This window comes from Actinomycetospora cinnamomea (genome assembly GCF_003096675.1).
Classification (GTDB): domain Bacteria; phylum Actinomycetota; class Actinomycetes; order Mycobacteriales; family Pseudonocardiaceae; genus Actinomycetospora; species Actinomycetospora cinnamomea.
In genome coordinates, this window is the sequence record NZ_QEKW01000014.1 from 1 (window position 1) to 21,861 (window position 21,861).

Consider the following 21,861-nt stretch of genomic DNA (forward strand, 5'->3'; position numbering starts at 1 on the left):
CTCGATCTTCGTCGCTGATCACCAACCCCGAAGAGGTCATGCAACCAAGATCTCATCTGCACGAACGTGAATCAACTAACGACGCGCGACACTAGGTCGCGTTGGCGCTGACGCGCTCGTGAGCGCCCTGTCGGTGTGCTCCGCTTATTCGTGCCCCGGCACGGATACTCGCTCACGGGCGCGGCGCAGGGTGCGGAGGTGCGAGCGATGCGACGGTCGGTCGTGGTGGTGGGCGCGGGCCCGCGGGGAGCGGGCGTGCTCGAGCGTATCGCCGCCAGCGCCGCCGAGTTCGGGGTCGGGTCGGGCGTGGAGCTCGACGTGCACCTCGTCGACCCGTACCCGCCGGGCGCGGGGCGCATCTGGCGTCACGAGCAGTCGTCGCTGCTGTGGATGAACTCCATGGCCGCCGACGTCACGATGTTCACCGACGAGAGCGTCGTGTGCGACGGCCCGATCGTGCCCGGCCCGTCGCTGCACGAGTGGGCGGTCGACCTGCGCGAGGGTCGGCTGGCCGGCGAGCACGTGCCACCGGGCGAGGTCGGTGAGGAGCTGCGGGCGCTGGGCCCGTCGACGTTCCCGACGCGCCGGCTGCAGAGCTACTACCTCGACTGGGTCCTGCGCCACGTCGAGGCGTCGCTGCCCGCGGGCGTGCACGCGCACCGTCACCGCACTCGCGCCGTCGGGCTCGTCGACGGCTCGCCGCAACGCGTGCGCCTGGCCACGGGCGAGGAGCTCGACGCCGACGCGCTGGTCCTGGCCAGCGGGCACCTCGACGCCGACCCCACCGCCGACGAGCAGGACCTCGTCGCGTTCGCCGAGACCCACGATCTGCAGTACTTCCCGCCCGAGCAGACCACCGACACCGAGCTCGACCGCATCCCGGCGGGCGAGACGGTGATCGCGCGCGGCATGGGGCTCGCCTTCGTGGACCTCGTGGTGCTGCTGTACGAGGGGCGCGGGGGAGGCTTCGAGCCCGACGGCCCCGACGGACGCCTGCGTTACGTCCCGTCGGGTACCGAGCCGGTGTTGCACGTCGGCTCCGGGCGCGGGGTGCCGTACCACGCCAAGACCGAGTACACCCTGCGCGGACCCCGCCCGCCGCTGCCGCGGTTCCTGGGCCCCGAGGACATCGCCGGCTTCGTGCGCCGCGGCGGCGTCGACCTGCGCCGCGACGTGTGGCCGCTGATGGCCAAGGAGGTCGGCTGGGGCTACTACCACGAGCTCTTCCACGGCCACCCCGACCGCGTGCGGGGGACGTGGGACGAGTTCGCGGGCGCGTACGCCGAGGTCGACTGGTATTCGGATGCGCGCGCGGAGCTCGTGGCCGCGCGCGTGCCCGACCCGGACGACCACCTCGACTTCGAGCGCATCGACCGCCCGCTGCACGACGTCTGCGTCGACGACCTCGACGCGCTGCAGGGCACCCTGCGCCACTACATCGACGACGACCTCCGCCGCCACGTCGACGACCGCTACACCGCCGAGCTCGGCGCGTTCGTGGCACTGCTGTCGGTGTACGGGCAGGTCACGGAGCTGTCGGGCACCGAGGCGCTCACCCCGGCGTCGCGGGCGCGGGACCTGTCGTGGTGGCAGAACCTGTTCAGCTCCCTGGCCAGCGGCCCGCCCGGCCCGCGGCTGCGCCAGCTGCTCGCACTCTCGCGCGCCGGCTACGTGCGGTTCCTCGGGGCCGGGCTGGTGGTCGAGGCCGACGAGGGCGCGGGCGTGTTCCGGGCGCGCAGCGACAGCCTCGACGGCGTCGTGGTCGAGGCCCGCACGTTCGTCGAGGCCCGCCTGCCCGCACCCAGCGTGAGCCGCAGCGCCGACCCGATGCTCGCCGCGCTGCACGCCGAGGGCCAGCTCGACGAGGAAGTGCTCGACGTCGGCGAGGGCTGCCCGACGAAGGCGTGCTCGTCGGCGGTGCGCTCGGCCGACGCGGCGGTGGCGCACGGCGAGGGCGCGGTGGTGCTGCACCACACCGGGCTGGTGCGGGTGCGGCCGTCGGACTTCCGTCTCGTCGACGACGACGGCGAGGCGCACCCGACCCGCTTCGCGATCGGGCCGCACACCAACGTGCGCATCCCCGGCGCGTTCACCCGCCCGAACACCAACGCGCTGAGCTTCCGGGCCAACGACGCCCTCGCCCGCGCCGTGCTCGCCCAGGTCGTCCCCGCCGCCGCGAGCCTCTCCGCCTAGCGATGAGAGTGGTCAGCCGGACAACGAATCACGCCAGCCGATCGCGTCGACTTCGGCGGCCACGGCGTCCATCACGTCCATGACGGGCTCGACGCGGAACTGGAAGACCGCGAAGGCGCTGGTCAGCCGGTGCATGTCGGCCGGCTCGTCGGTCTCGATCACGGCGTAGCCGCCGAACTCGCCGACCCGGACGAGGAATTGATGGAAGGTGAGGCTCTCGGGCATCTTCCACGACTGGAACACCTCGAGGACCCTCTTCTGCGCGGCCTCGTAGTCGGCGAAGGACCCACCCGGGCGCTCCCACCAGGTCATGACGTACTTCACGGCTTCCCCCACAGCTAGTGTGAACAGCGTCACAACGCTAGGCGGTGAGCGGGGAACCGCTCAACGACGACTTCGCGTACGGGATCGACCGCGTTCGGCGACCTGGCGACGGGAAGGCGCTTCCATGTGAGCGATGTTCACGGCTGTAGCCGCGAACATCGCGCACATGGGTCAGCGGGTGAAGACGATCTTGCCGGCGGTGCGGCCGTCGAGCATCGCGCGGAAGCCCTCCTCCGCGTCGGCCATCGGCAGCTCCTGGCCGATCTCCGGGACGATGCCCGTGGTCGCGACGAAGTCGAGCAGGTCGCGCAGCTCTGCGAGCGTGCCCATCGTCGAGCCGACGACGTTCTTCTGCAGGAAGAAGACCTGCGCGAGGTCGGCGCTGGGCGCGAAGCCGGAGGTCGCACCCGAGCAGACGATCGTGCCGCCGGGCACCAGCGAGCGCAGCGAGTGCTTCCAGGTCGCCTCGCCCACGGTCTCGAACACCGCAGCCACCTTGCCGGGCAGCTTCGCGTTCGACTCGAACACCTGGTGGGCGCCCAGGCGCAGGGCCAGCTCGCGCTTCTCGTCGGTACGCCCGGTGACCCACACCTGCATGCCGGCCGCGCGGCCGAGCTGGATCAGCGCCGTCGACACCCCGCCCGACGCGCCCTGCACGAGCATCGTCTGCCCGCCGCGCAGCCCGGACTTCGTGAACAGCATCCGGTAGGCCGTGAGCCACGCGGTGCCCATGACCGCGCCGGTCGACGCCGTCATGCCCTCGGGGCGCGGCAGGGCGTTGCGCTTCGGGACGACGACGTGGTCGGCGAAGCTGCCCTGCGCCCACTCGGTGAGCATCTTGCGCGACGGGTCGAGGGTCTCGTCGTCCTTCCAGTCCGGGTCGCCCATCAGCGAGTGCAGGACGACCGGGCTCCCGTCGTCGAGGGTGCCCGCACCGTCACAGCCCAGGATCATGGGGAACTGGTCCTCCTTGATCCCGACCCCGCGCAGGGTCCACAGGTCGTGCATGTTGAGGCTCGCCGCCTCGACCTTGACCCGCACCCAGCCCTCGGGGACCTCGGGATCGGGCCGCTCGCCCACCACGAGGGAGGCGAGGGGGTCGTCGGCGTTGGGCTCGGAGGCGTAGACCGCGAACATGCCCCGCAACCTATCCGGCGCGACTCGACCGCTGCCCGATGAGTTCGGCGAGCGGGCGGAGTTCCACCGGTGACGGCGCCGACCACCCGACGGAGGATCCCCGACCATGAGCACCGCGACCGGCACGTACGCCCCGCTCCCCGGCCTCGACGTCTACTACGAGGAGCACGGCACGGGCGACCCGCTCGTCCTCCTGCACGGCGGGGCGCTGACGCTGGACCTGAGCTTCGGCGCGCTGATCCCGCGGCTCGCGCCGTCGCGCCGACTGATCGCGATCGAGCTGCAGGGACACGGGCGCACCGCCGACCCCGAGGGCCGCGAGATCACCCTCGCCACGATGGCGGGCGACGTCGTCGGGGTCCTCGACCACCTCGGGCTCGCGCGCGCCGACGTGTTCGGCTTCAGCTGGGGCGGGCTGGTCGCCCTGGAGACGGCCGTGCGGCACCCCGAGCGCGTGCACCGCCTGGTGCTCGGCGCCGTGCACACGCGCGCCGACGGCTACCACGCCGAGATCCACGACCCGACGCAGTACGCGACGTCGACCCGCATGCCCACCGAGGACGAGTTCGCCGCAATGGTCGCCGAGTACGAGCGGTACGGGCTCACCTCGTTCGAGGCCGTCGTCGGCGAGCTCGACCCCATCGTCACCGCGGAGGAGAACTGGACGTCCGCGCAGCTCGCGGGCATCGCGGCGCCGACGCTGGTGATGATCGGCGACCACGACTTCGTCCGCGTCGACCACGCCGTCGCGATGGCCGAGACCATTCCCGACGCGGGCCTGGCGGTCCTGCCGCGCACCACCCACACCGCACTGATCCGGCGCGTCGACCTCGTGGTGCCGCTGCTCGAGGACTTCCTGGCCCGCTGAACCGCGTGTCCGCGCCCCGCGTACCGTCGGACCCGTGCTGCGTGCGGTCGCGACCTGGTGGGACGGCATCGAGCTGTGGCTCACCCAGCTCGACTTCACCGTGCAGGTCGTCCTGGTCGTGGCCGTCGTCGGGCCGCTGTGCTGGGGCGCCGCGGCCGTGATCGACACCCTGGTCGAGCGATCGGTCGCGGCGCGGCTCGAGGCCGCCGAACGCCGTCAGCAGCGGGCCGAGGAGTCGACCACGGCGACCACGGCGGGGGACTGACCCGTGGACCGCCGGGCCGCCCGGCTCTGGGTCACCGCGACGCTGGTCGTGCTGCTCCTGCTCGTGATCGTGGTCAACCTGCTCTGAGTGCCGGGGCCGGGCTCAGCCCCCCGGCACCCACGACGGTGCGCGCTTCTCCGCGAACGCCGTCATGCCCTCCTGACCCTCCTCGGAGGCGAAGAACTCGGCCGAGAGCTCGAGCATGGCCTCGAGGTCCTGCTGGAGGTGCTCGCCGCGGTCGCGGCGCAGCAGCGCCTTGGTCGCCGCGAGGGCGCGCGGGCCGCCGCGGGCGAGCATGTCGACGTAGCGGGCGACCTCGGCGTCCAGCGCGTCGGCGTCCACCGCGACGTTGACCAGGCCGACGGCGGCGGCGCGGTCGGCGTCGAAGGTCTCGCCGGTGAGCATCAGCTCGTGCGCGGCTCGGGGCAGCAGGCGCGGGAGTACCGTCGAGGAGATCACCGCCGGGACGACGCCGATGCGCACCTCGGTGAACGCGAAGGTGGCCTCCCGCGCCGCGATCGCGATGTCGCAGGCGGACACCAGCCCGACCCCGCCCGCCCGGGCGGGGCCCGCGAGCCGGGCGATCACCGGCTTGTCGGCGTACCAGAGCGTCGCGAGGATCCGGGGGAACTCGTTGACCCCCTGGTCGCCCGCCCCCGCCCCGCGCGACTCGCGCAGGTCCATCCCCGAGCAGAAGACCGGCCCGGTGTGGGTCAGGACGACGACGCGCACCGCGTCGTCGACCAGGACCGCGTCCAGGTGCGCGGAGAGCTCGCGGCGCAGCTGCGCCGACAGGGCGTTGCGGTTGCGCGGCGAGTCGAGCGTGATCGTCGCCGTCCCGCCCGCGACCTCGAGGTGCACCAGTTCGTCGTCCATGGTCGCCACCTTCGCAGGCCGGGTCCGCCGCCCTGCACCCCGGCGGGTCAGGACCGCGGACGCCACCGCAGCGTGCGGGGGAGGACGACGATCTTGCCCGTCGCGCGATCGCCTTCCATGATCGAGTGCGCATCGCGGATGCGCTCGAGGGGGAGCACCTGTCCGAGCGGGACCACGGCGCGCCCCGCCGCGACGTCGTCGAGGAACTGCTGCAGCACCGGCGCGGGCAGGTCGCCCGCCTCCCCGCCGTACGCGGTGAGCCGCACGCCGCGGGGCAGGTAGTCGATGGGGGAGAAGTCCGGCACCGTCCACTCGTTCGACAGCATCCCGGCGACGCACACCACGCCGTGGCGACGGGCGGCGCGCAGGGTGTCGGGCAGCGTCGGCGTGCCGACGAGCTCGAGGGCGGTGTCGACGCCGCCGCCGAGGACCTCGTGGACGCGGCGCGCGACCCCTCCGTCCCTGCCGTCGTCGATCAGCACGTGGTCGACCCCGAGCGTGCGCAGCCGCTCGGCCTTCGCCTCGACGCGGGTCGTCGCGAGCACGGTGAGCCCGCGGGCCTTCGCGAGCACGGCGGCCGTCATGCCGACCGACGACGTCCCGCCCCGGATCAGCAGGGACTGGCCCGGCTGCACGTCGAGCGCGTCGGTGAGCGCGCCGTACGCGGTCTGCAGCATCTCGGGCACCGCGCCGAGCGTGGGCCAGTCGAGATCGCTGGTGAACGGAATGACCTGTGTCGCCGGGACGCAGGTGTACTCCGCGTAGCCGCCGTCGAACGTGCGCCCCATCCCGCCCATCATCGTGACCACCTGCTGGCCGGCGGTGAACTCGCCGCCCGGACACGCGGCGACGACCCCGGTCGCCTCGATGCCGGGCACGCGGGGGAACGTCACGCCCTCGGCGAGCCCGAGACGGGTGTGCAGCTCGGACCGGTTGACCCCGAAGGCCTTCACCGCGATCAGGACCTGGCCGGGCCGCGGCTCGGGCACGATCCGGTCCTTGATCTGCAGCGCCGTCAGGTCGCCCGGCCCGCTCAGCACGACGGCTCGCATCCTCGCCACGGTTGCCGATCCTGCCCGGCTCTCCCGCCCGGAGCGAACGCGCCGTTCGTGCGCGTAGAAGCAGCGAACGGCGCGTTCGTTCCGACTCCCGGAGCCGCCTTTCGCCGACGACCCCGGCCGCGAGCGCCTCAGGACGAGGCCGGCCGCGCCGCCCTCTCGGGCCGGCCGAAGCCGGCGTCGGCGCTCAGGTCCCGGTCGCGGGTCTCGCGGTAGGTCAGGACCGCGACCAGCGTCAGCACCGAGCTCGCGGCGACGTAGGCCGCGATCGCGTAGCCGGTGCCGAAGGCCGAGAGCAGGGCCACCGAGATGACCGGTGCGAGCCCGCCGGCGGCCACGGAGGCCAGCTGGTAGCCGATCGACACCCCGGAGTAGCGGACCTTGGTGCCGAACAGCTCGGACAGGAAGGCCGCCTGGGGCCCGTACATGGCGCCGTGCAGGACGAGCCCGACGACGACCGCGAGGGCGGTGAGGGCGAAGCTCTCGGTGTTGAGCAGGGCGAAGAACGCGAACGCCCACACGCCGACCCCCGCGGCGCCGAACACGTAGACCGGCCGGCGTCCCACCCGGTCGGAGACCGCACCCCAGAGCGGGATCGTCACCACGTGCACCGCGGCACCGATGAGGACCGCGCCGAGCACGAACGACGACGGCAGGCCGAACTGCTGGGTCATGTAGGTCGAGATGACGATGGTGAAGATGTAGTAGGAGACGTTCTCGGCGAAACGCGCACCCATCGCCGTGACGACCTCGCGGGGGTAGCGGCGGAACACCTCGAGGATCGGCATGCTCTCCTTCGCGGCCGACCCGCCGGCCCGCTCCGCGGCCGCCGCGGCCGCGCGCTCCTGGGCCTGGCGGAACACCGGGGACTCCTCGACCGAGAGCCGCACGTAGAGCCCGATGCCGATGAGGATCGCGGAGAGCAGGAACGGGATGCGCCAGCCCCAGGACTGGAACGCCGCCTCGGACTGCACGACGGCCAGCAGCGCGAGCAGGCCGTTGGCCAGCAACTGCCCGGCGGGCGCCCCGGCCTGTGGCCAGCTCGCCCAGAACCCGCGGCGCTTCGGGTCGCCGTGCTCGGAGACGATGAGCACCGCCCCGCCCCACTCGCCGCCGAGCGCGAAGCCCTGGATCAGGCGCAGCAGGATCAGGATCAGCGGCGCCGCGACGCCGATGGTCGCGTAGCCCGGGATCAGGCCGATGAGGAACGTCGAGACGCCCATCATCATCAGGCTGACGACGAGGAGCTTCTTGCGGCCGATCTTGTCGCCGTAGTGGCCGAAGACCAACCCGCCCAGCGGGCGGGCGATGAAGCCGATGGCGAAGGTGCCGAAGGACAGCAGGGTGCCCGCGACCGGATCGGCGTCGGGGAAGAACACGGCCGGGAAGACGATCGCCGCGGCGACCCCGTAGAGGAAGAAGTCGTACCACTCGACGGTGGTGCCGAGCATGCTCGCGGCGACCACTTTGATGATCGGAGTGCGGGAGGGAGCCGGAGACGGCGACGCGCTCATGAGCGGGAACCGTAGGCGCCCGGATCGTCCCGTACATCACGCGAACCAGACATTCGTCCACCTGGCGCTGGCCGAACCGACGTCCGCACGATCACCCGCGCACCGTGGCCAACGCCGCCCCGAGGTCGGCGACGAGGTCGTCGGGGTCCTCGAGGCCCACGGAGAGGCGCAGGTGCCCGTAGCGGCGGAACTCCGCGGGCCAGCGCGCCGCGCGGGCCCCGGACGTCCCCACGTGCACGATGAGACTCTCGTCGTGGCCCAGCGAGACCGCCGAGGTGACGACACGCAGATCGGCGACGAACCGGTTCTGCAGGTCGGCGTCGCCGTCGAGCGCGAACGCCATCATCCAGCCGTACCCCCGCCCGCCGAGGAGCCGCGTCGCGAGCTCGTGCTGCGGATGGTCCGGGAGGCCGGGGTAGGCGACGTAGGCGACCTCCGGCCGGTCGGCGAGGAACTCCGCCACCCGCTGCGCCGAGGCGAGGTGCTGGCGCAGGCGCAGCGGCAGGGTGATGGCGCCGCGGCCGATGAGCCAGGCGTTGAACGGCGACACCACGCCGCCCACGTCGACCATCGCCTCGGCGCGGATCGCGTCCACGTGCTCGCGCGCGCCGACCACCACGCCGCCCATCGCGTCGCCGTGGCCGTTGATGACCTTGGTCAGCGAGTGCACGACGAGGTCGGCGCCGTCGGCCAGCGGCCGGTAGAGCGGCGGCGGGGTGAACGTCGAGTCGACGCTGAGCAGCGCGTCCCCGGCGTGGGCGATCCCCGCGATCGCGGCGACGTCGCACACCCGGGTCGTCGGGTTGGCGATGACCTCGGTGTGCACCAGACGGGTGTTCGGGCGCATCGCCGCTCGGACGGCCTCGGGGTCGCTCGTGTCGACGAACGTGGCCTCGACGCCGTAGCGCGCGGGCAGGATGTCGGCGAAGAGCCGCCAGGACGCCTCGTAGGTGACGTCCGAGACGACGGCGTGGTCGCCGGAGCGCAGGAACGTGAAGAACACCGCGTGCAGGGCGGCGACGCCGGTCGCGAGCACGACCGCGTCCTCGCCCTGCTCGAGGTGCGCGAGCTTCTCCTGCAGCGCGCGCTGGTTGGCCCCGGTGTTGCGGGTGTACAGCGGCACGTCGAACCCCGACCACGACAGCTCCGAGGGGTCCTCGGGCAGCGCGTAGGAGTTCGCCATCACCAGCGGCGTGCGGATCGCCCCGCTGCCGGCGTCCACGTGATTGCCGGCGTGCACCGCCTGCGTCGCGAAGCCCAACGAGTCGGGACGTTCCTTGTCGGGGCGTGTCACGAGAGCCTCCGGCCATGTGAGCGATCTGGGCCGTCATCACGACCCATGTCACTCACGAGCCGCAGGCACGACGGTGGTGGGGGAGGGGCGCAGCCCGAGGTGCTCGCGCAGCGTCGTGCCCGTGTACTCGGTGCGGAACGAGCCCTTCTCCTGCAGCAGCGGCACCACCTTGTCGGCGAACTCGTCCAACCCGCCCGGCGTGATGTGGGGGACGAGGACGAAGCCGTCCGAGGCGTCGGACTGCACGAAGTGGTCGATCGTGTCGGCCACCCGCTGCGGGGTGCCGACGAACGTGTGCCGGCCGTTCTTCCGGATCACGACCTCGCGCAGCGACAGCCCCTCCCGTTCGCCGAGCTCGCGCCACTCCCGGGCGACCGCGACCGGGTCCTTGTACTGCCGCACGCTCGCGCGGCCCTTCGAGATGTGCCCGCCGGAGTCGACGTCGTCGGAGGTGCGCGGGTCGAACGACGGCACCGGGCCGTCGGGGTCGACGTCGGAGAGGTCGCGGTTCCACACCTGCTCGGCGAAGGCGATCGCCGTGGCCGGCCCTACCTGCTGGTACTGCACCTGCCGGGCGTTCTCGGCCGCCTCGTCCTCGGTGTCACCGAGCACGAACGTGGCCGCCGGCAGGATCTTCAGGTCCTCGTGGCGACGACCGTGCTGGGCCAGCCGGGCCTTGACGTCGGCGTAGAACTGCCGCCCGGCATCGAACTCGGCGTGCCGGGTGAAGATCGCGTCGGCGCTGGCGGCGGCGAACTCGCGGCCCTCCTCGGAGTCGCCGGCCTGAAGGATCACCGGGTGGCCCTGCGGGCTGCGCGGCGTGGGGAAGCGCCCGGCGATGTCGAACTGGTCGGAACGGTAGGTGAACCGGCCCGCCCGGTCGGCGCTGCCGTGGCGGACGAACCGCCCGGCGTCGGCGTCGGCGAGCACCTCGTCGGCGTCCCACGTGTCCCACAGCGCCTTGGCGGCGTCGAGGAACTCCTCGGCGCGCAGGTAGCGCTTGTCCTTGGGCAGGTAGCCGCCGCGGCGGAAGTTCTCGCCGGTGAACTCGTCCCAGCTCGTGACCACGTTCCACGCGGCGCGGCCGCCGGAGAGGTGGTCCAGCGTCGCCAGCTTGCGGGCGACGTCGAGCGGTTCGTTGAACGTGGAGTTCACCGTGCCGGCCAGGCCGATGCGTTCGGTCACGGCGGCCATGGCCATGAGGATCGAGACGTTGTCGGGGCGCCCGACCACGTCGAGGTCGTAGATCCGGCCGCCCTGCTCGCGCAGCCGCAGTCCCTCGGCGAGGAAGAGGAAGTCGAACTTCGCCCGCTCCGCGGTCCGCGCGAAGTGGCGGAACGACGCGAACGCGATGTGGCTGCCGGCCGCCGGATCGCTCCACACGGTGGTGTTGTTGACGCCGGGGAAGTGCGCCGCGAGGTGGATCTGCTTCGGCATCGGTCCTCCTAGACCTGCGCGTACCGGTCGGCGGGACGCTCGAGCCCCAGCAGGCCCCGCAGCGTGTCGGCCTCGTAGGCGGTGCGGTGCAGGCCGCGGCGCTGCAGTTCGGGAACGAGCTCGCCGGTGACGCGGGGCAGGTCGTGGGCGGTGACCGCGGGGCGCAGGCGGGCGCCGGTGAGCCCGGCGTCGTGCCACCCGGCGAGGACGTCGGCGACCTCGGCGGCGGTGCCGACCAGGATGCGGGCGTCGCTGCGCAGCCCTGGTCCTCCTGCGCCGTCGGACTCGTCGAGGCGGCGCAGGCGGTCGTGGGCGGCGCCGGCGGTGTCGTCGAGCACGACGAGCAGGTCACCGAACACGTGCAGCGGCGCCCCGCGCTCGACGCCGCCCTCGGCCTCGCGGACCTGCGCGAGGATCGACGCGGCGTCCCCGGTGGGCCCGTGGCGTCCGGTGCCGTCGGGGGTCACGAACACGACGTCGGCGCTGCGTGCGGCGAGCCGGTAGGCGGTGTCGACGTGCGCGAGCGCCGTCACCACCGGCTGGCCCTGGGGCGGCCGCGGCGTGATCGACGGGCCGCGCACCGAGAAGTGGGGGCCCTCGAAGTCGATGTAGTGCAGCTTCTCCCGGTCGATGAAGCGCCCGGTGGCGGCGTCGCGGATCTCCGCGTCGTCCTCCCACGAGTCCCACAGGCGCCGCTGGACCTCGACGTGGTCGGCGGCCTCGTCGAACAGCGACTCGCGCGTCTCCGCGTCGGGGTCGCGGCGGCCGAACAGCGCGTACTCCGCGGGGTCGCTCGACACCTTCACGCGGACGCCGGCGCGGCCCGAGGTCACCCAGTCGAGCGTGGCGATCTGGGTGGCGACGTGGAACGGCTCGGTGTGCGTCGCGACGATGGTCGGCACCAGCCCGATGTGCTCGGTCAGGGGGCCCACCCGCAGCGCGGTGAGGACGGCGTCGACACGGCCCTGCACGTGGTCGGGACGCTCGTCGGGCAGCGCGAACGCGTCCTCGAACGTCACGAGGTCGAGCAGCCCGGCCTCGGCCTCGCGGACCTGGTCGACCCAGAACCCGGCGGTGAACAGCTCGTCGGCACGGGCGCCGGGTTCACGCCACGACGCGGGGTGCCAGCCGGTGCCGTCGAGGGCGACCGCGAGGTGGAAGGGCGGCCGTGTCATCGGCCGTGTCATCGGCGCTGTCATCGTGCTCCCTGTCTGCTCAGGTGCGGGCCTCCGACGTCGCTCGGGACCGTCAGCGCGACGAAGTCGGGGCGGGCGCGCAGCCGGAACCCGAGCTGCTCGTAGAGCCGGATCGCGGCCGTGTTGTCGGCCGCGGCGTGCAGGAACGGGACCTCCCCGCGCGCCCGGATGCCGGCGGCCACGGCGAGGACGAGCCGTGTCGCCAGCCCCCGGCCACGGTGGGCCCTGTCGGTGCACACCGCGCTGATCTCGGTATACCCCGGCGGGTCGAGACGCTCACCGGCCATGGCGACGAGCTCCCCGTCCACGACCACGCCGAGGTAGGTGCCCAGGGCGCTCGTGCGCGGGCCGAACGGCCCCGGACGAGTCCGCCTCACGAGCTCGCGCATCGCGGGGACGTCGGCGGGGCCGAGGCGCACCAGGTCGGGGTCGGCGCGGCCCGAGACGTCGTCGCCCACCATCTGGACACCGGCCAGCCGGAGTCCCACCGCGAGGGTGAGCGGCTCGAGCGGCGAGAACGCGGGGATCACCGCGCGCCCGTCGCCGACCAGCGCGGCGACGTCGTCCCACTCGGCCGGGGCGCGCGGCGCCGCGATGAACGGCGCGACGTCGGGCTCGTAGCGCACCGCGTCGCCGTGGGCCTCCGCGAGGTGCGCGTGCGGGCCGAGGAGGGCGGCGCGGACCGGGTCGTCGAGCGGGTGCGCACTCATCGGCGGCCCTTCGGGCGCGTGGTCACGACGGGCGGCACGTCCGGCACAACCGAGGTGCCCCCGGACCCATTCCGCCGACCGGTGCCCGGGTGGACCTGGAGGCCGTGCTCGCGCCGGTCCGGGTCTTTCGGCGGTGTCCGGTGTCGGGCCGACCGGCGACCATGGGCGAGCCGACCACCCCGTCACGCCCGAGGACGACCATGCAGAAGCTCTCGCTCGACGCCGAGGCCCGCCAGCAGCTCAGTGCCGCCCGCGGAAGCTCGGCCGCCCGCGCCGCCCGCACGGTCATGGGCGGCCACGGCAACGTCATGCGCCAGACGGTGATCGCGCTGCTGGCCGGTCGTGAGCTGGCCGACCACGTCAATCCCGGTGAGGCGACCCTGGTCGTGCTGCACGGTCGGGTGCGGCTCGTGTCGGAGAAGGACGCCTGGGACGGCCGTCGGGGCGACCTGATCGTCGTCCCCGACGGCCGGCACCGGCTGGAGGCGGTGGAGGACGCGGTCGTCCTGCTCACCGTGGCCAAGCTCGCCGACCGGTCGGACCACGCGGGCGTCGCGAGTGCCTCGAGGCCCGCCCGGAGCTGACGCGTCACCGGCTCGGGCCCGGCTCCCCGACGAGAAGGGCCGCCCGACGGCGGGCGTCACGACGGCCCCGGGACCGGCCGGCCGCCGGGTGCCCGGCCGGGGCACGGGGCCCGCGCCGCCGAGGACCTCGCGCAGTGCCGGTGGGCGGGGTGACCGGCATCCGGCCGCGCCGGCGGAGCTCGGGGACGACCAGCTCCGCGACCTGCTCGCGCGTCGAGGTGGATGCGGCGCGCCACGAGAGCCCTCCCGTCCAGCCGTGCGCGATCTTCGGAGCTATAGCTCGAAAGATCACGCACGTGGGGACGTCGTTGCGGTGATCGGAGCCGGAGCGAGGGACGCCCCGGCTGCGTGGCACGCAGCGGGGGCGCCCCTCGCTGCCCCCCGTGTCGGCTCGCCGCCCCGCAATGTCGGCTCGCCGCCCCGCAATGTCGGCTCGCTGCCCCGAATTGGCTCGCTGCACCGCGTGTCGGCGCAGCCGCCTCAGGTCTCGTCCAGCGTCTCCCGCGGCCGCGCCACCAGTGGCCGGCCGACCAGACCCGCCGCGAGGGTGTCCCCGGCCTGCGGGTCGACGAGGAGGAACGAGCCCGTGGCGGCGATCGCGTCGTAGGGGTCGAGCGGCAACGGCTCGGACACCACGAGGGACGCCTGGCCCATGTCGTTGATCGCCAGCTCGCCGGGGTCCTCGTCGAGCGTGAGGGTCTCGGTGTCCAGCCGGTGGGTGACCGCCCCGACGATCGCCTGCACCGTGCGCGTGCCGTGCCGGAGCAGCAGGCGGGCGCCCGGACGCAGCGGCTTCTCGTGCAGCCAGGCCAGGGTGGCGTCGAACTCGCTGACCGGTTCGGGGCTGCCCGGCGCGGCGAGCAGGGCGCCGCGGGCGATCCCGAGGTCGTCGGTCAGCCGCAGCACGACGCTCTGCCCGACGTGCGCGGCCTCCAGTTCCCCGTCGAAAGTGTCGATGCCCTCGACGCGGGTGCGCTGGCCCTCGGGCAGGACCTCGACCTCCTCGCCGACGCGCACCGTGCCCGCCGCCACCAGCCCGGCGTAGCCGCGGTAGTCGGGGTGGGCCTCGGTGCGGGGCCGCACGACGTACTGCACGGGGAAGCGGAACGGGGCGTCGTGGTCGGGGCCGTCGACCGGCACCGACTCGAGGTGGTCGAGCAGCGTCGGCCCCTCGAACCAGGGGGTGTTGCCCGAACGCAGGACGACGTTGTCGCCGTGGCGTGCCGACACCGGGATCGTGACGACGGCGTCCTCGGCGTAGCCCAACGCCTCGGTGAGCCCGGTGAACTCCTTGGCGATACGCGCGTAGGTGTTCTCGTCGAAGTCGACGAGGTCCATCTTGTTGACCGCGAGCACCAGCCGGGGCACCCGCAGCAGGCCCATCACGGCGACGTGACGCCGGGTCTGCTCGACGACGCCGTGGCGGGCGTCGACCAGCAGCACGGCCAGCGACGCGGTGGACGCCCCGGTGACCGTGTTGCGGGTGTACTGCACGTGGCCCGGGGTGTCGGCCAGGACGAACGAGCGCGTGGGCGTGGCGAAGTAGCGGTAGGCGACGTCGATCGTGATGCCCTGCTCGCGCTCCGAGCGCAGGCCGTCGACCAGCAGCGACAGGTCGGGTTCGGCCGACCCGCCGCGCGCGCTCGCCCTCTCGACGGCCTCCATCTGGTCGGCGAGCACCGACTTGGTGTCGTAGAGCAGCCGTCCGACCAGCGTGGACTTGCCGTCGTCGACGGACCCCGCGGTCGCGAGCCTGAGCAGATCCGGCATCAGAAGTACCCCTCCCGCTTGCGGTCCTCCATGGCGGCCTCGGACAGGCGGTCGTCGGCCCGCGTCGCGCCGCGCTCGGTCAGCCGGCTCTCACGCACCTCGTCGAGCACCTCGTCGAGCGTCGCCGCCGTCGACTCGACCGCGCCGGTGCAGGAGCCGTCGCCGACGGTGCGGTAGCGCACCGACAAGGTGCGGACCTCCTCGCCGTCACGCGGCCCGCCCCACGGTCCGCTGGTCAGCCACATGCCGTCGCGGGCGAACACCTCGCGGGTGTGCGCGTAGTAGATCGAGGGCAGCTCGACGCCCTCGCGGGCGATGTAGCGCCACACGTCGAGCTCGGTCCAGTTCGACAGCGGGAACACGCGCACGTGCTCGCCCGGCTTGTGGCGGCCGTTGTAGAGGTTCCACAGCTCGGGGCGCTGGCGGCTCGGCTCCCACTGCCCGAACGCGGTGCGCAGGCTGAACACCCGCTCCTTGGCCCGGGCCCGCTCCTCGTCGCGGCGCCCGCCGCCGAACACGGCGTCGTGGCGGTGCTCGGCGATGGCGTCGAGCAGCGGCGTGGTCTGCAGCGGGTTGCGGGTGCCGTCGGCGCGCTCGGCGAGACGTCCGTCGTCGAGGTAGTCCTGCACCCGGGCGACCTCGAGGGTCAGGCCGTAGCGCTCGACGACCCGGTCGCGGAAGGCGATGACCTCGTCGAAGTTGTGCCCGGTGTCGACGTGCAGCACCGGGAACGGGATCGGGGCGGGCCAGAACGCCTTGGCCGCCAGATGCACCAGCAGCATCGAGTCCTTGCCGCCGGAGAAGAGGATCACCGGGCGGTCGAACTCGCCGGCGACCTCGCGCATGACGTGGATCGCCTCGGACTCGAGGGCGGCGAGCTGGTCGGTCTGCGTGGGGGCGCTCATCCGTGCAGCCCGCACTCGGTCTTGGCGAAGCCCGCCCAGCGCCCGCTGCGCGGGTCGGCGCCCGGGGCCGGCCTGGCGGTGCACGGCGCGCAGCCGATCGACGGGTAGCCGGCATCGACCAGCGGGTTGACCAGGACGGCGTGCTCGCGGATGTAGGCGTCCATCTGCTCGTCGCTCCAGTGCGCGATCGGGTTGATCTTGACCAGCCCGTGCCGGGAGTCCCAGGTCACCAGCGGCGTCGTCGCGCGGGTCGGGGCCTCGACCCGGCGCACGCCGGTGACCCAGGCGTCGTAGTTCGCCAGCGTCGTCTTCAGCGGCACGACCTTGCGCAGCTCGCAGCACCGGCCGGGGTCGGTGGCGAAGAGGTCCTTGCCCAGCAGGTCGTCCTGCTCGGCGACCGACTGCTCGGGCTCGACCTGCACGATCCGCACGCCGTAGACCTGGGCGACCGCGTCGCGCGTGCCGAGGGTCTCGGCGAAGTGGTAGCCGGTCTCGAGGAACAGCACGTCGACGCCGGGCCGGGCGGCCGCGCCGAGGGCGACGAGCACCGCGTCCTGCATGTTCGACGCGACGATCAGCCCGTCGCCGAAGGTCTCGGCGGCCCAGGCGAGCACCTGGCGGGTGAGCTCCTCGTGGCCGAGCTCGCCCTCGAGGGCGGCGAACCGCTCGCCGGCGGCGAGGGCCTCCGTGCGCAGGTCGTCCTGCGTGTCCGTGCTCGTCATGGGTTTCCTCTCGCCGGCGCCGGTACCGGGGTCAGGACGAACGTGCTGCGGCAGTCCGCGCACTCCCAGGCGCCCTGCGGGTCCTCCCGGGGGCGCAGGTCCTGCTCGCCGCAGTAGGGGCAGTACTGCAGGGCCAGCCTCACGACAGCTGACCCTCGTCCGCGCGCACGACCCACTGGGCGAAGCGCTCGCCGGGCTCGTGGTGCTCGGCGTAGGCGCGGACGACCCGCTCGACGTAGTCACCGAGCTCGGCGGAGAGCACCTTGTGCCCGCGCAGCTTCCGCCCGAAGCCGGCGTCGAGGCCGAGCCCGCCGCCGAGGTGCACCTGGAAGCCCGCGGCGGGCGCCCCGTCGGGGCCGGTGACGATCTGGCCCTTGAGCCCGATGTCGGCGACCTGGATCCGCGCGCAGGAGTTGGGGCAGCCGTTGAGGTGGATCGACACGGGGTGCTCGAGGGCGTCCTGGACGTCGGCCAGGCGTCGGTCGAGCTCCTCGACGAGCTCGCCCGCCCGGTTCTTCGTGTCGACGAACGCGAGCTTGCAGAACTCCAGCCCGGTGCAGGCCATCGTCGCGCGCCGCCACGGGGTGGGCCGGGCGGGCAGGCCGAGGTGGTCGAGCGCGGTGGTCAGCCCCTCGAGCCGGTCGCTCGGTACGTCCAGCACCACGATCTTCTGGTACGGGGTGAGGCGCACCCGGTTCGAGCCCGCCTCCTCGGCGGCCTTCGCGACGCCGACCAGCGTCGAGCCGCTGGTCCGCCCGGCGGGCGGGGCGACGCCGACGTAGTGGTTGCCGTCGACCTGGTCGTGGACTCCGACGTGGTCGATCGTGCCGGCGACGTCGTCGGGCGCGGGGCCGTCGATCAGCTTCCGTCCCAGGTACTCGTCCTCGAGGACCTCCCGGAACCTCTCGGGGCCCCAGTCGGCGACGAGGAACTTCAGCCGCGCGCGGGTGCGCAGGCGCCGGTAGCCGTAGTCGCGGAACACCTTCGTGACGCCGTGCCAGACGTCGGCCACCTCGTCGAGCGGCACCCAGGCGCCGAGGCGCACGGCGAGCTTCGGGTTGGTCGAGAGGCCGCCACCGACGTGCAGGTCGAAGCCGGGGCCGTGCTCGGGGTGCACGACGCCGACGAACGAGACGTCGTTGACCTCGTGGGCGACGTCCTGCTGCCCGGAGATCGCGGTCTTGAACTTGCGGGGGAGGTTCGCGAGCGACTTGTCGCCGATGAAGCGCTCGACGATCTCGTCGATGGCCGGGGTGCCGTCGATGACCTCGTCGGCGGAGATGCCCGCGACCGGCGAACCGAGGACGACGCGCGGGCAGTCACCGCAGGCCTCGGTGGTGGACAGGCCGACGCCCTCCAGCCGGCGCCAGATCTCGGGCACGTCCTCGACGCGGACCCAGTGCAGCTGGATGTTCTCGCGGTCGGTGACGTCGGCGGTGTCGCGCGCGAAGGTCTGGGAGATCTCGCCGATGACCCGCAGCTGCTCGGTGGACAGGGCCCCACCGTCCACGCGCACCCGCATCATGAAGTGCGGCGCGTCGAGCAGTTCCTCCTCGACGTGGCCCGTGTCGGTGCCGGGGAAACCTTCGGCGCGCTGCGTGTAGAGCCCCATCCAGCGGAAACGCCCGCGCAGGTCGGCCGGGTCGATCGAGTCGAAGCCGCGGTGTGCGTAGATGTCCTCGATCCGCGCCCGCACGTTGAGCGGGTGGTCGTCCTTCTTGGACTGTTCGTTCTTGTTGAGCGGTTCGCGGTAGCCCAGCGCCCACTGGCCCTCGGCCTTGCCCTTGCGCGGCTTCGACGCGGCGGCGGTCATCGGTGGTGCGTCCTCCGGGGGCGCAGGCGCACACGTCCGCACGGCGGCGGCTCGCGCACGCCTGCTGACGATCAGTGGTGGGGATGCCCGTGGCAGGGCGGCCGGTCAGCGGCGCAGCTCAGCTCGCCGGGCGGCACAGCGCGCTGGACAGACGCACGAGGTCGACGTGGAGTCGACCGACGAGCATCGGGTCCGGGGTGCGCACGGTGTCGAAGCCTGCCATGTCGTCGGCGCGCTTTCCACCGTTGTGGCGGCGCGCACTCGACGGCGTATTCAGCGGTCATTCCCACAACCAACCGAGCCGCATCCGCGGAATGTGAGAACGTTTTCCGCGCCTCAGACGGGAGTCAGGTCCGTTGCGGCGATGTAGGACGGGCGCGGGGCGGGCGCGGCGTAGGGCTCGCCCGGCGGGTCGTCGGTACTGGCGAAGACGACGAAGAGGTTCGACCGCGGGAACGGGGTGATGTTGTCGCTCGAGCCGTGCATGGTGTTGCTGTCGAACCAGGTCGCCGAGCCGGCCGGCCCGGTGCACGGCACGATCCCGTGGTCGACGGCCAGGCGGGTCAGGGAGCCCTCGTCCGGGACGCCGATCTCCTGGTCGCGCAGCGACTCCCGGAAGTGCTCCGGCGGCGTCTCGCCGACGCACGAGACGAAGCGGCGGTGCGACCCGGGCATCACCATCAGCGGGCCGTTGACGGTGAGGTTCTCGGTCAGCGCCACCGACACGCTGAGCGCCCGGGGCCGGGGCATCCCGTCCTCGGCGTGCCAGGTCTCGAAGTCGGAGTGCCACGAGAACCCGCCGCCACCGAGACCCGGCTTGAAGTTGATGCGGCTCTGGTGGACGTAGACCGCGGAGCCGAGGATCTGCCGGGCCCGGCCCGCCAGCCGCTCGTCGGCGACGAGGCGGGCCACCACCTCCGAGAGCCGGTGGACCTCGAACACCGACCGCACGGCGCCCGAGTGCTTCTCCAGGATCGTGCGGTCGTCCCGGCGCAGTGCCTCGTCGCGCCCGAGCCGCTCCAGCTCCCCGCCGACGGCGGCCACCTCGTCGGCGGTGAGGAGGGCGTCGACGGTGAGGACGCCGTCGCGCTCGTAGGCGAGCAGCTCCTCGCGCGACGCCGGGCCGGGGGCGTCCGGGCCGGCCCAGAGCACCGGATCCGGCCGGTCGAGGATCGCGGCGGCGGTCTCGCCGCGGGTGGGGTAGGCGTCGGTGCGGCCCGCGGTCGTGGTGGGTGCGGTCATCGCTGCGGATCCTCCACGGACTCGGTGAGCAGGGGGTAGACGCCGTCCTCGTCGTGCACCTCGCGGCCCGTCAACGGCGGGTTGAAGACGCACACCGTGGTCATCTCGGTGCGCGGGCGCAGCCGGTGGTGCTCGTGCCCGTCGAGCAGGTAGAGGGAACCCGGCCCGAGCGGGTGGGTGGTGCCGGTGTCGAGGTCGTCGACCTCGCCCTCGCCGGAGACGACGAACACCGCCTCGACGTGGTGGGCGTACCAGAAGTCGTTGACGCTCCCGGCGGCCAGCACGGTCTCGTGCATCGAGAAGCCCACACCCTCACGGGCCAGGACCAGGCGCCGGCTGCGCCAGGTCGGGGTGCGGACGTCACGCTCGCCGCCGCTGATCTCCTCGAGGGTGCGGACGATCATGCCTCTCCTCCCGGTCGGGTGCCGGGCCCGGCCCGGTGGGTCGGGTCGGCCCCCACCGGCCCTCGCGCAGGCCCGCCGCGAGCGTCTCACCTCGATCCCGACCTCGTTCCCCACCGCCGGGCACACTGGCGTCGTGCCCTCCGTGCCTCCCGGCGGCGAGCCCGCCCCGGCCGACGGCGCCCTGCCCGCCGGCGCGCTCGACGGGCTGGGGACGCGTCCGTTCGGCGTCTACGTCCACGTGCCCTTCTGCGCCACACGGTGCGGCTACTGCGACTTCAACACCTACACCGCCTCCGACCTCGGGCTCGGCTCGCTCGGGGCGACCGACGACCCGGCGTCGCCCGCCTCCTGGCTCGAGGGCCTGCGCCGCGAGCTCGACCTCGCCGCCCGCGTGCTCCACGGCGCTGGATCCTCCGGGCCACCGCCTGCCGACACCGTCTTCCTCGGCGGTGGCACGCCCTCGCTGCTCGGCGCGCACGGCCTGGTCGCGGTGCTCGACGCGGTGCGCGCGGCGTTCGGCCTGCGCCCGGGGGCCGAGGTGACGACCGAGGCGAACCCCGAGTCGACGACCCCGCAGCTGCTCGCCGCGATCGCCGACGCCGGCTACACGCGGCTGAGCCTCGGGATGCAGTCCGACGTCGACCACGTCCTCGCCGTCCTCGACCGCCGCCACACACCGGGCGCGGCGGTCCGGGTCGCCCGCGAGGCCCTCGACGCGGGCCTCGCCCACGTCAACCTCGATCTCATCTACGGCACGCCGACCGAGACCCACGACGACCTGCGGCGCTCGCTCGACGCCGTCCTGTCCTCGGGCGCCGACCACGTCTCGGCGTACTCGCTCATCGTCGAGGAGGGCACGGCGCTCGCCCGGCGCGTGGCCCGCGGCGAGCTGCCGATGCCCGACGACGACGTCCTCGCCGACCGCTACGAGATCGTCGACGACGTCCTCACTGGCGCCGGGTTCGGCTGGTACGAGGTGTCCAACTGGGCCCGCACCGTCGGCGCCCGCTGCCGTCACAACCTCGGCTACTGGGGAGGCGGCGACTGGTGGGGCGCCGGGCCCGGCGCGCACTCGCACGTCGGCGGCACGCGCTGGTGGAACCTGCGCCACCCCGCGCGCTACTCGGCGGCGCTGGCCGCAGGCCGCTCACCCGCGCAGGCGCGCGAGCGCGTCACCCCCGACGAGGCCCACCTCGAGCAGGTGCTCCTGGAGCTGCGCACGGTCGACGGGCTGGCGGCCGACGTCCTCGACGCCCCGGGGCGTGCGGCGGGGGAGGAGGCGGCGCGCGAGGGCCTGCTCGCACCCGAGGCCTGGGCGAGCGGCCGGGCCGTGCTCACCCGCCGGGGGCGCCTCCTCGCCGACGGGGTCGCGATCGCGCTCGCGGGAGCGTGAGAGCACGCGGTCTCGAGCCGGCGCGGGGCGAGGGCCTCGACGTGCTGGGTGATCGGCACCAGCAGGTGTCGACCAACAAGCCTTCCCGAGCAGGGACGACAGGACCGTCTGCTCGCGCAGCTTCGCCGGTGCGACCCCTCCGACCTCCTCGCTCGC

The 21,861-nt window shown here is 73.4% G+C and carries 22 protein-coding genes; 5 read left to right on the top strand and 17 right to left on the bottom strand.

Translation table 11 applies throughout. The features are described 5' to 3' along the window. The first annotated feature begins 207 nt into the window (after positions 1-207). A complete protein-coding gene (locus C8D89_RS21435) occupies positions 208-2,193 on the top strand; it encodes an FAD/NAD(P)-binding protein (RefSeq protein ID WP_116710175.1) in 1,986 nt (661 codons plus the stop codon). Positions 2,194-2,205: 12 nt separating this feature from the next. Here C8D89_RS21435 and C8D89_RS21440 read toward each other — a convergent pair whose 3' ends face one another. Both C8D89_RS21440 and C8D89_RS21445 read right to left on the bottom strand, forming a co-directional pair. After that, positions 2,206-2,517 (bottom strand): DUF3303 domain-containing protein, encoded by a 312-nt coding sequence (locus C8D89_RS21440; protein ID WP_165825854.1) that lies wholly within the window; start codon positions 2,515-2,517, stop codon positions 2,206-2,208. Positions 2,518-2,688: 171 nt separating this feature from the next. Beyond that, complete coding sequence (locus C8D89_RS21445) at positions 2,689-3,654, bottom strand: quinone oxidoreductase family protein (protein ID WP_116710176.1); 966 nt, start codon at positions 3,652-3,654, stop codon at positions 2,689-2,691. 106 nt (positions 3,655-3,760) lie between these two features. Here C8D89_RS21445 and C8D89_RS21450 point away from each other — a divergent pair, with 106 nt between their 5' ends. Continuing rightward, positions 3,761-4,522, top strand: a complete 762-nt coding sequence (locus C8D89_RS21450) for an alpha/beta fold hydrolase (RefSeq protein WP_116710177.1) — start codon at positions 3,761-3,763, stop codon at positions 4,520-4,522. 34 nt (positions 4,523-4,556) lie between these two features. Further along, the gene (locus tag C8D89_RS21455; RefSeq protein WP_207787363.1) at positions 4,557-4,787 is read left to right on the top strand and encodes a hypothetical protein; all 231 of its coding nucleotides are present in this window, start codon (positions 4,557-4,559) and stop codon (positions 4,785-4,787) included. A gap of 102 nt (positions 4,788-4,889) precedes the next feature. Here C8D89_RS21455 and C8D89_RS21460 read toward each other — a convergent pair whose 3' ends face one another. The 7 genes from C8D89_RS21460 to C8D89_RS21490 all read right to left on the bottom strand — a co-directional run bounded on the left by C8D89_RS21460 (position 4,890) and on the right by C8D89_RS21490 (position 12,872). Further along, a complete protein-coding gene (locus C8D89_RS21460; protein WP_116710178.1) occupies positions 4,890-5,663 on the bottom strand; it encodes an enoyl-CoA hydratase-related protein in 774 nt (257 codons plus the stop codon). 47 nt (positions 5,664-5,710) lie between these two features. Continuing rightward, positions 5,711-6,715 carry a zinc-binding alcohol dehydrogenase family protein gene (locus tag C8D89_RS21465; protein ID WP_116710179.1) on the bottom strand — a complete coding sequence of 335 codons (1,005 nt, stop codon included), beginning with the start codon at positions 6,713-6,715 and terminating at the stop codon, positions 5,711-5,713. Between the two features lie 137 nt (positions 6,716-6,852). Further along, positions 6,853-8,235, bottom strand: a complete 1,383-nt coding sequence (locus tag C8D89_RS21470; RefSeq protein ID WP_116710180.1) for an MFS transporter — start codon at positions 8,233-8,235, stop codon at positions 6,853-6,855. Between the two features lie 91 nt (positions 8,236-8,326). Then, complete coding sequence (locus C8D89_RS21475; RefSeq protein ID WP_116710181.1) at positions 8,327-9,529, bottom strand: trans-sulfuration enzyme family protein; 1,203 nt, start codon at positions 9,527-9,529, stop codon at positions 8,327-8,329. Positions 9,530-9,577: 48 nt separating this feature from the next. After that, a complete protein-coding gene (locus C8D89_RS21480) occupies positions 9,578-10,966 on the bottom strand; it encodes an NtaA/DmoA family FMN-dependent monooxygenase (protein WP_116710182.1) in 1,389 nt (462 codons plus the stop codon). An 8-nt stretch (positions 10,967-10,974) separates the two neighbouring features. After that, positions 10,975-12,141 (bottom strand): LLM class flavin-dependent oxidoreductase, encoded by a 1,167-nt coding sequence (locus C8D89_RS21485; protein ID WP_116710183.1) that lies wholly within the window; start codon positions 12,139-12,141, stop codon positions 10,975-10,977. Positions 12,142-12,161: 20 nt separating this feature from the next. Then, complete coding sequence (locus C8D89_RS21490; RefSeq protein ID WP_116710184.1) at positions 12,162-12,872, bottom strand: GNAT family N-acetyltransferase; 711 nt, start codon at positions 12,870-12,872, stop codon at positions 12,162-12,164. Between the two features lie 200 nt (positions 12,873-13,072). On the opposite strand from C8D89_RS21490, the gene C8D89_RS21495 reads away from it, so the two are divergent. Continuing rightward, a complete protein-coding gene (locus C8D89_RS21495) occupies positions 13,073-13,456 on the top strand; it encodes a cupin domain-containing protein (protein ID WP_116710289.1) in 384 nt (127 codons plus the stop codon). A 480-nt stretch (positions 13,457-13,936) separates the two neighbouring features. Here the strand turns inward: C8D89_RS21495 and C8D89_RS21505 are convergent, their stop codons facing one another. From C8D89_RS21505 to C8D89_RS21530, 8 genes are all read right to left on the bottom strand, one after another. Then, positions 13,937-15,226 (bottom strand): sulfate adenylyltransferase subunit 1, encoded by a 1,290-nt coding sequence (locus C8D89_RS21505; RefSeq protein ID WP_116710186.1) that lies wholly within the window; start codon positions 15,224-15,226, stop codon positions 13,937-13,939. Beyond that, positions 15,226-16,131: a sulfate adenylyltransferase subunit CysD gene (cysD, locus tag C8D89_RS21510; RefSeq protein WP_116710187.1), complete on the bottom strand. Its 906-nt coding sequence runs from the start codon at positions 16,129-16,131 to the stop codon at positions 15,226-15,228. The genes C8D89_RS21505 and cysD overlap by 1 nt, the downstream gene beginning before the upstream one ends. Next, a complete protein-coding gene (locus C8D89_RS21515; RefSeq protein WP_116710188.1) occupies positions 16,128-16,853 on the bottom strand; it encodes a phosphoadenylyl-sulfate reductase in 726 nt (241 codons plus the stop codon). The genes cysD and C8D89_RS21515 overlap by 4 nt, the downstream gene beginning before the upstream one ends. Beyond that, positions 16,850-16,996, bottom strand: coding sequence for a hypothetical protein (locus tag C8D89_RS29435; RefSeq protein ID WP_165825855.1), 147 nt, complete (start codon positions 16,994-16,996; stop codon positions 16,850-16,852). The genes C8D89_RS21515 and C8D89_RS29435 overlap by 4 nt, the downstream gene beginning before the upstream one ends. After that, the gene (locus C8D89_RS21520; protein ID WP_116710189.1) at positions 16,993-18,666 is read right to left on the bottom strand and encodes a nitrite/sulfite reductase; all 1,674 of its coding nucleotides are present in this window, start codon (positions 18,664-18,666) and stop codon (positions 16,993-16,995) included. The genes C8D89_RS29435 and C8D89_RS21520 overlap by 4 nt, the downstream gene beginning before the upstream one ends. 118 nt (positions 18,667-18,784) lie before the next feature. After that, a complete protein-coding gene (locus tag C8D89_RS31005; protein ID WP_341477332.1) occupies positions 18,785-18,889 on the bottom strand; it encodes a putative leader peptide in 105 nt (34 codons plus the stop codon). 113 nt (positions 18,890-19,002) lie between these two features. Beyond that, a complete protein-coding gene (thpD, locus tag C8D89_RS21525; RefSeq protein ID WP_116710190.1) occupies positions 19,003-19,908 on the bottom strand; it encodes an ectoine hydroxylase in 906 nt (301 codons plus the stop codon). Beyond that, complete coding sequence (locus tag C8D89_RS21530; RefSeq protein WP_116710191.1) at positions 19,905-20,312, bottom strand: ectoine synthase; 408 nt, start codon at positions 20,310-20,312, stop codon at positions 19,905-19,907. Before C8D89_RS21530 ends, thpD begins: the two co-directional genes overlap by 4 nt. Positions 20,313-20,445: 133 nt before the next feature. Between C8D89_RS21530 and hemW the strand changes: the two genes are divergently transcribed. Then, positions 20,446-21,705: a radical SAM family heme chaperone HemW gene (gene hemW, locus C8D89_RS21535; protein ID WP_116710290.1), complete on the top strand. Its 1,260-nt coding sequence runs from the start codon at positions 20,446-20,448 to the stop codon at positions 21,703-21,705. Positions 21,706-21,861: the final 156 nt, after the last annotated feature.

Bases quoted from the DNA above. Each gene is read 5' to 3' on its own strand.
- C8D89_RS21520 (WP_116710189.1), bottom strand. From the start codon at position 18,666: ATGACCGCCGCCGCGTCGAAGCCGCGCAAGGGCAAGGCCGAGGGCCAG.
- C8D89_RS21505 (WP_116710186.1), bottom strand. From the start codon at position 15,226: ATGCCGGATCTGCTCAGGCTCGCGACCGCGGGGTCCGTCGACGACGGC.
- C8D89_RS21450 (WP_116710177.1), top strand. From the start codon at position 3,761: ATGAGCACCGCGACCGGCACGTACGCCCCGCTCCCCGGCCTCGACGTC.
- C8D89_RS21530 (WP_116710191.1), bottom strand. From the start codon at position 20,312: ATGATCGTCCGCACCCTCGAGGAGATCAGCGGCGGCGAGCGTGACGTC.
- C8D89_RS21470 (WP_116710180.1), bottom strand. From the start codon at position 8,235: ATGAGCGCGTCGCCGTCTCCGGCTCCCTCCCGCACTCCGATCATCAAA.
- C8D89_RS21495 (WP_116710289.1), top strand. From the start codon at position 13,073: ATGCAGAAGCTCTCGCTCGACGCCGAGGCCCGCCAGCAGCTCAGTGCC.
- thpD (WP_116710190.1), bottom strand. From the start codon at position 19,908: ATGACCGCACCCACCACGACCGCGGGCCGCACCGACGCCTACCCCACC.
- C8D89_RS21465 (WP_116710179.1), bottom strand. From the start codon at position 6,715: ATGCGAGCCGTCGTGCTGAGCGGGCCGGGCGACCTGACGGCGCTGCAG.
- C8D89_RS21435 (WP_116710175.1), top strand. From the start codon at position 208: ATGCGACGGTCGGTCGTGGTGGTGGGCGCGGGCCCGCGGGGAGCGGGC.
- cysD (WP_116710187.1), bottom strand. From the start codon at position 16,131: ATGAGCGCCCCCACGCAGACCGACCAGCTCGCCGCCCTCGAGTCCGAG.
- C8D89_RS21490 (WP_116710184.1), bottom strand. From the start codon at position 12,872: ATGAGTGCGCACCCGCTCGACGACCCGGTCCGCGCCGCCCTCCTCGGC.
- C8D89_RS21515 (WP_116710188.1), bottom strand. From the start codon at position 16,853: ATGACGAGCACGGACACGCAGGACGACCTGCGCACGGAGGCCCTCGCC.
- C8D89_RS21445 (WP_116710176.1), bottom strand. From the start codon at position 3,654: ATGTTCGCGGTCTACGCCTCCGAGCCCAACGCCGACGACCCCCTCGCC.
- C8D89_RS21460 (WP_116710178.1), bottom strand. From the start codon at position 5,663: ATGGACGACGAACTGGTGCACCTCGAGGTCGCGGGCGGGACGGCGACG.
- C8D89_RS31005 (WP_341477332.1), bottom strand. From the start codon at position 18,889: ATGGCAGGCTTCGACACCGTGCGCACCCCGGACCCGATGCTCGTCGGT.
- C8D89_RS21480 (WP_116710182.1), bottom strand. From the start codon at position 10,966: ATGCCGAAGCAGATCCACCTCGCGGCGCACTTCCCCGGCGTCAACAAC.
- C8D89_RS21485 (WP_116710183.1), bottom strand. From the start codon at position 12,141: ATGACACGGCCGCCCTTCCACCTCGCGGTCGCCCTCGACGGCACCGGC.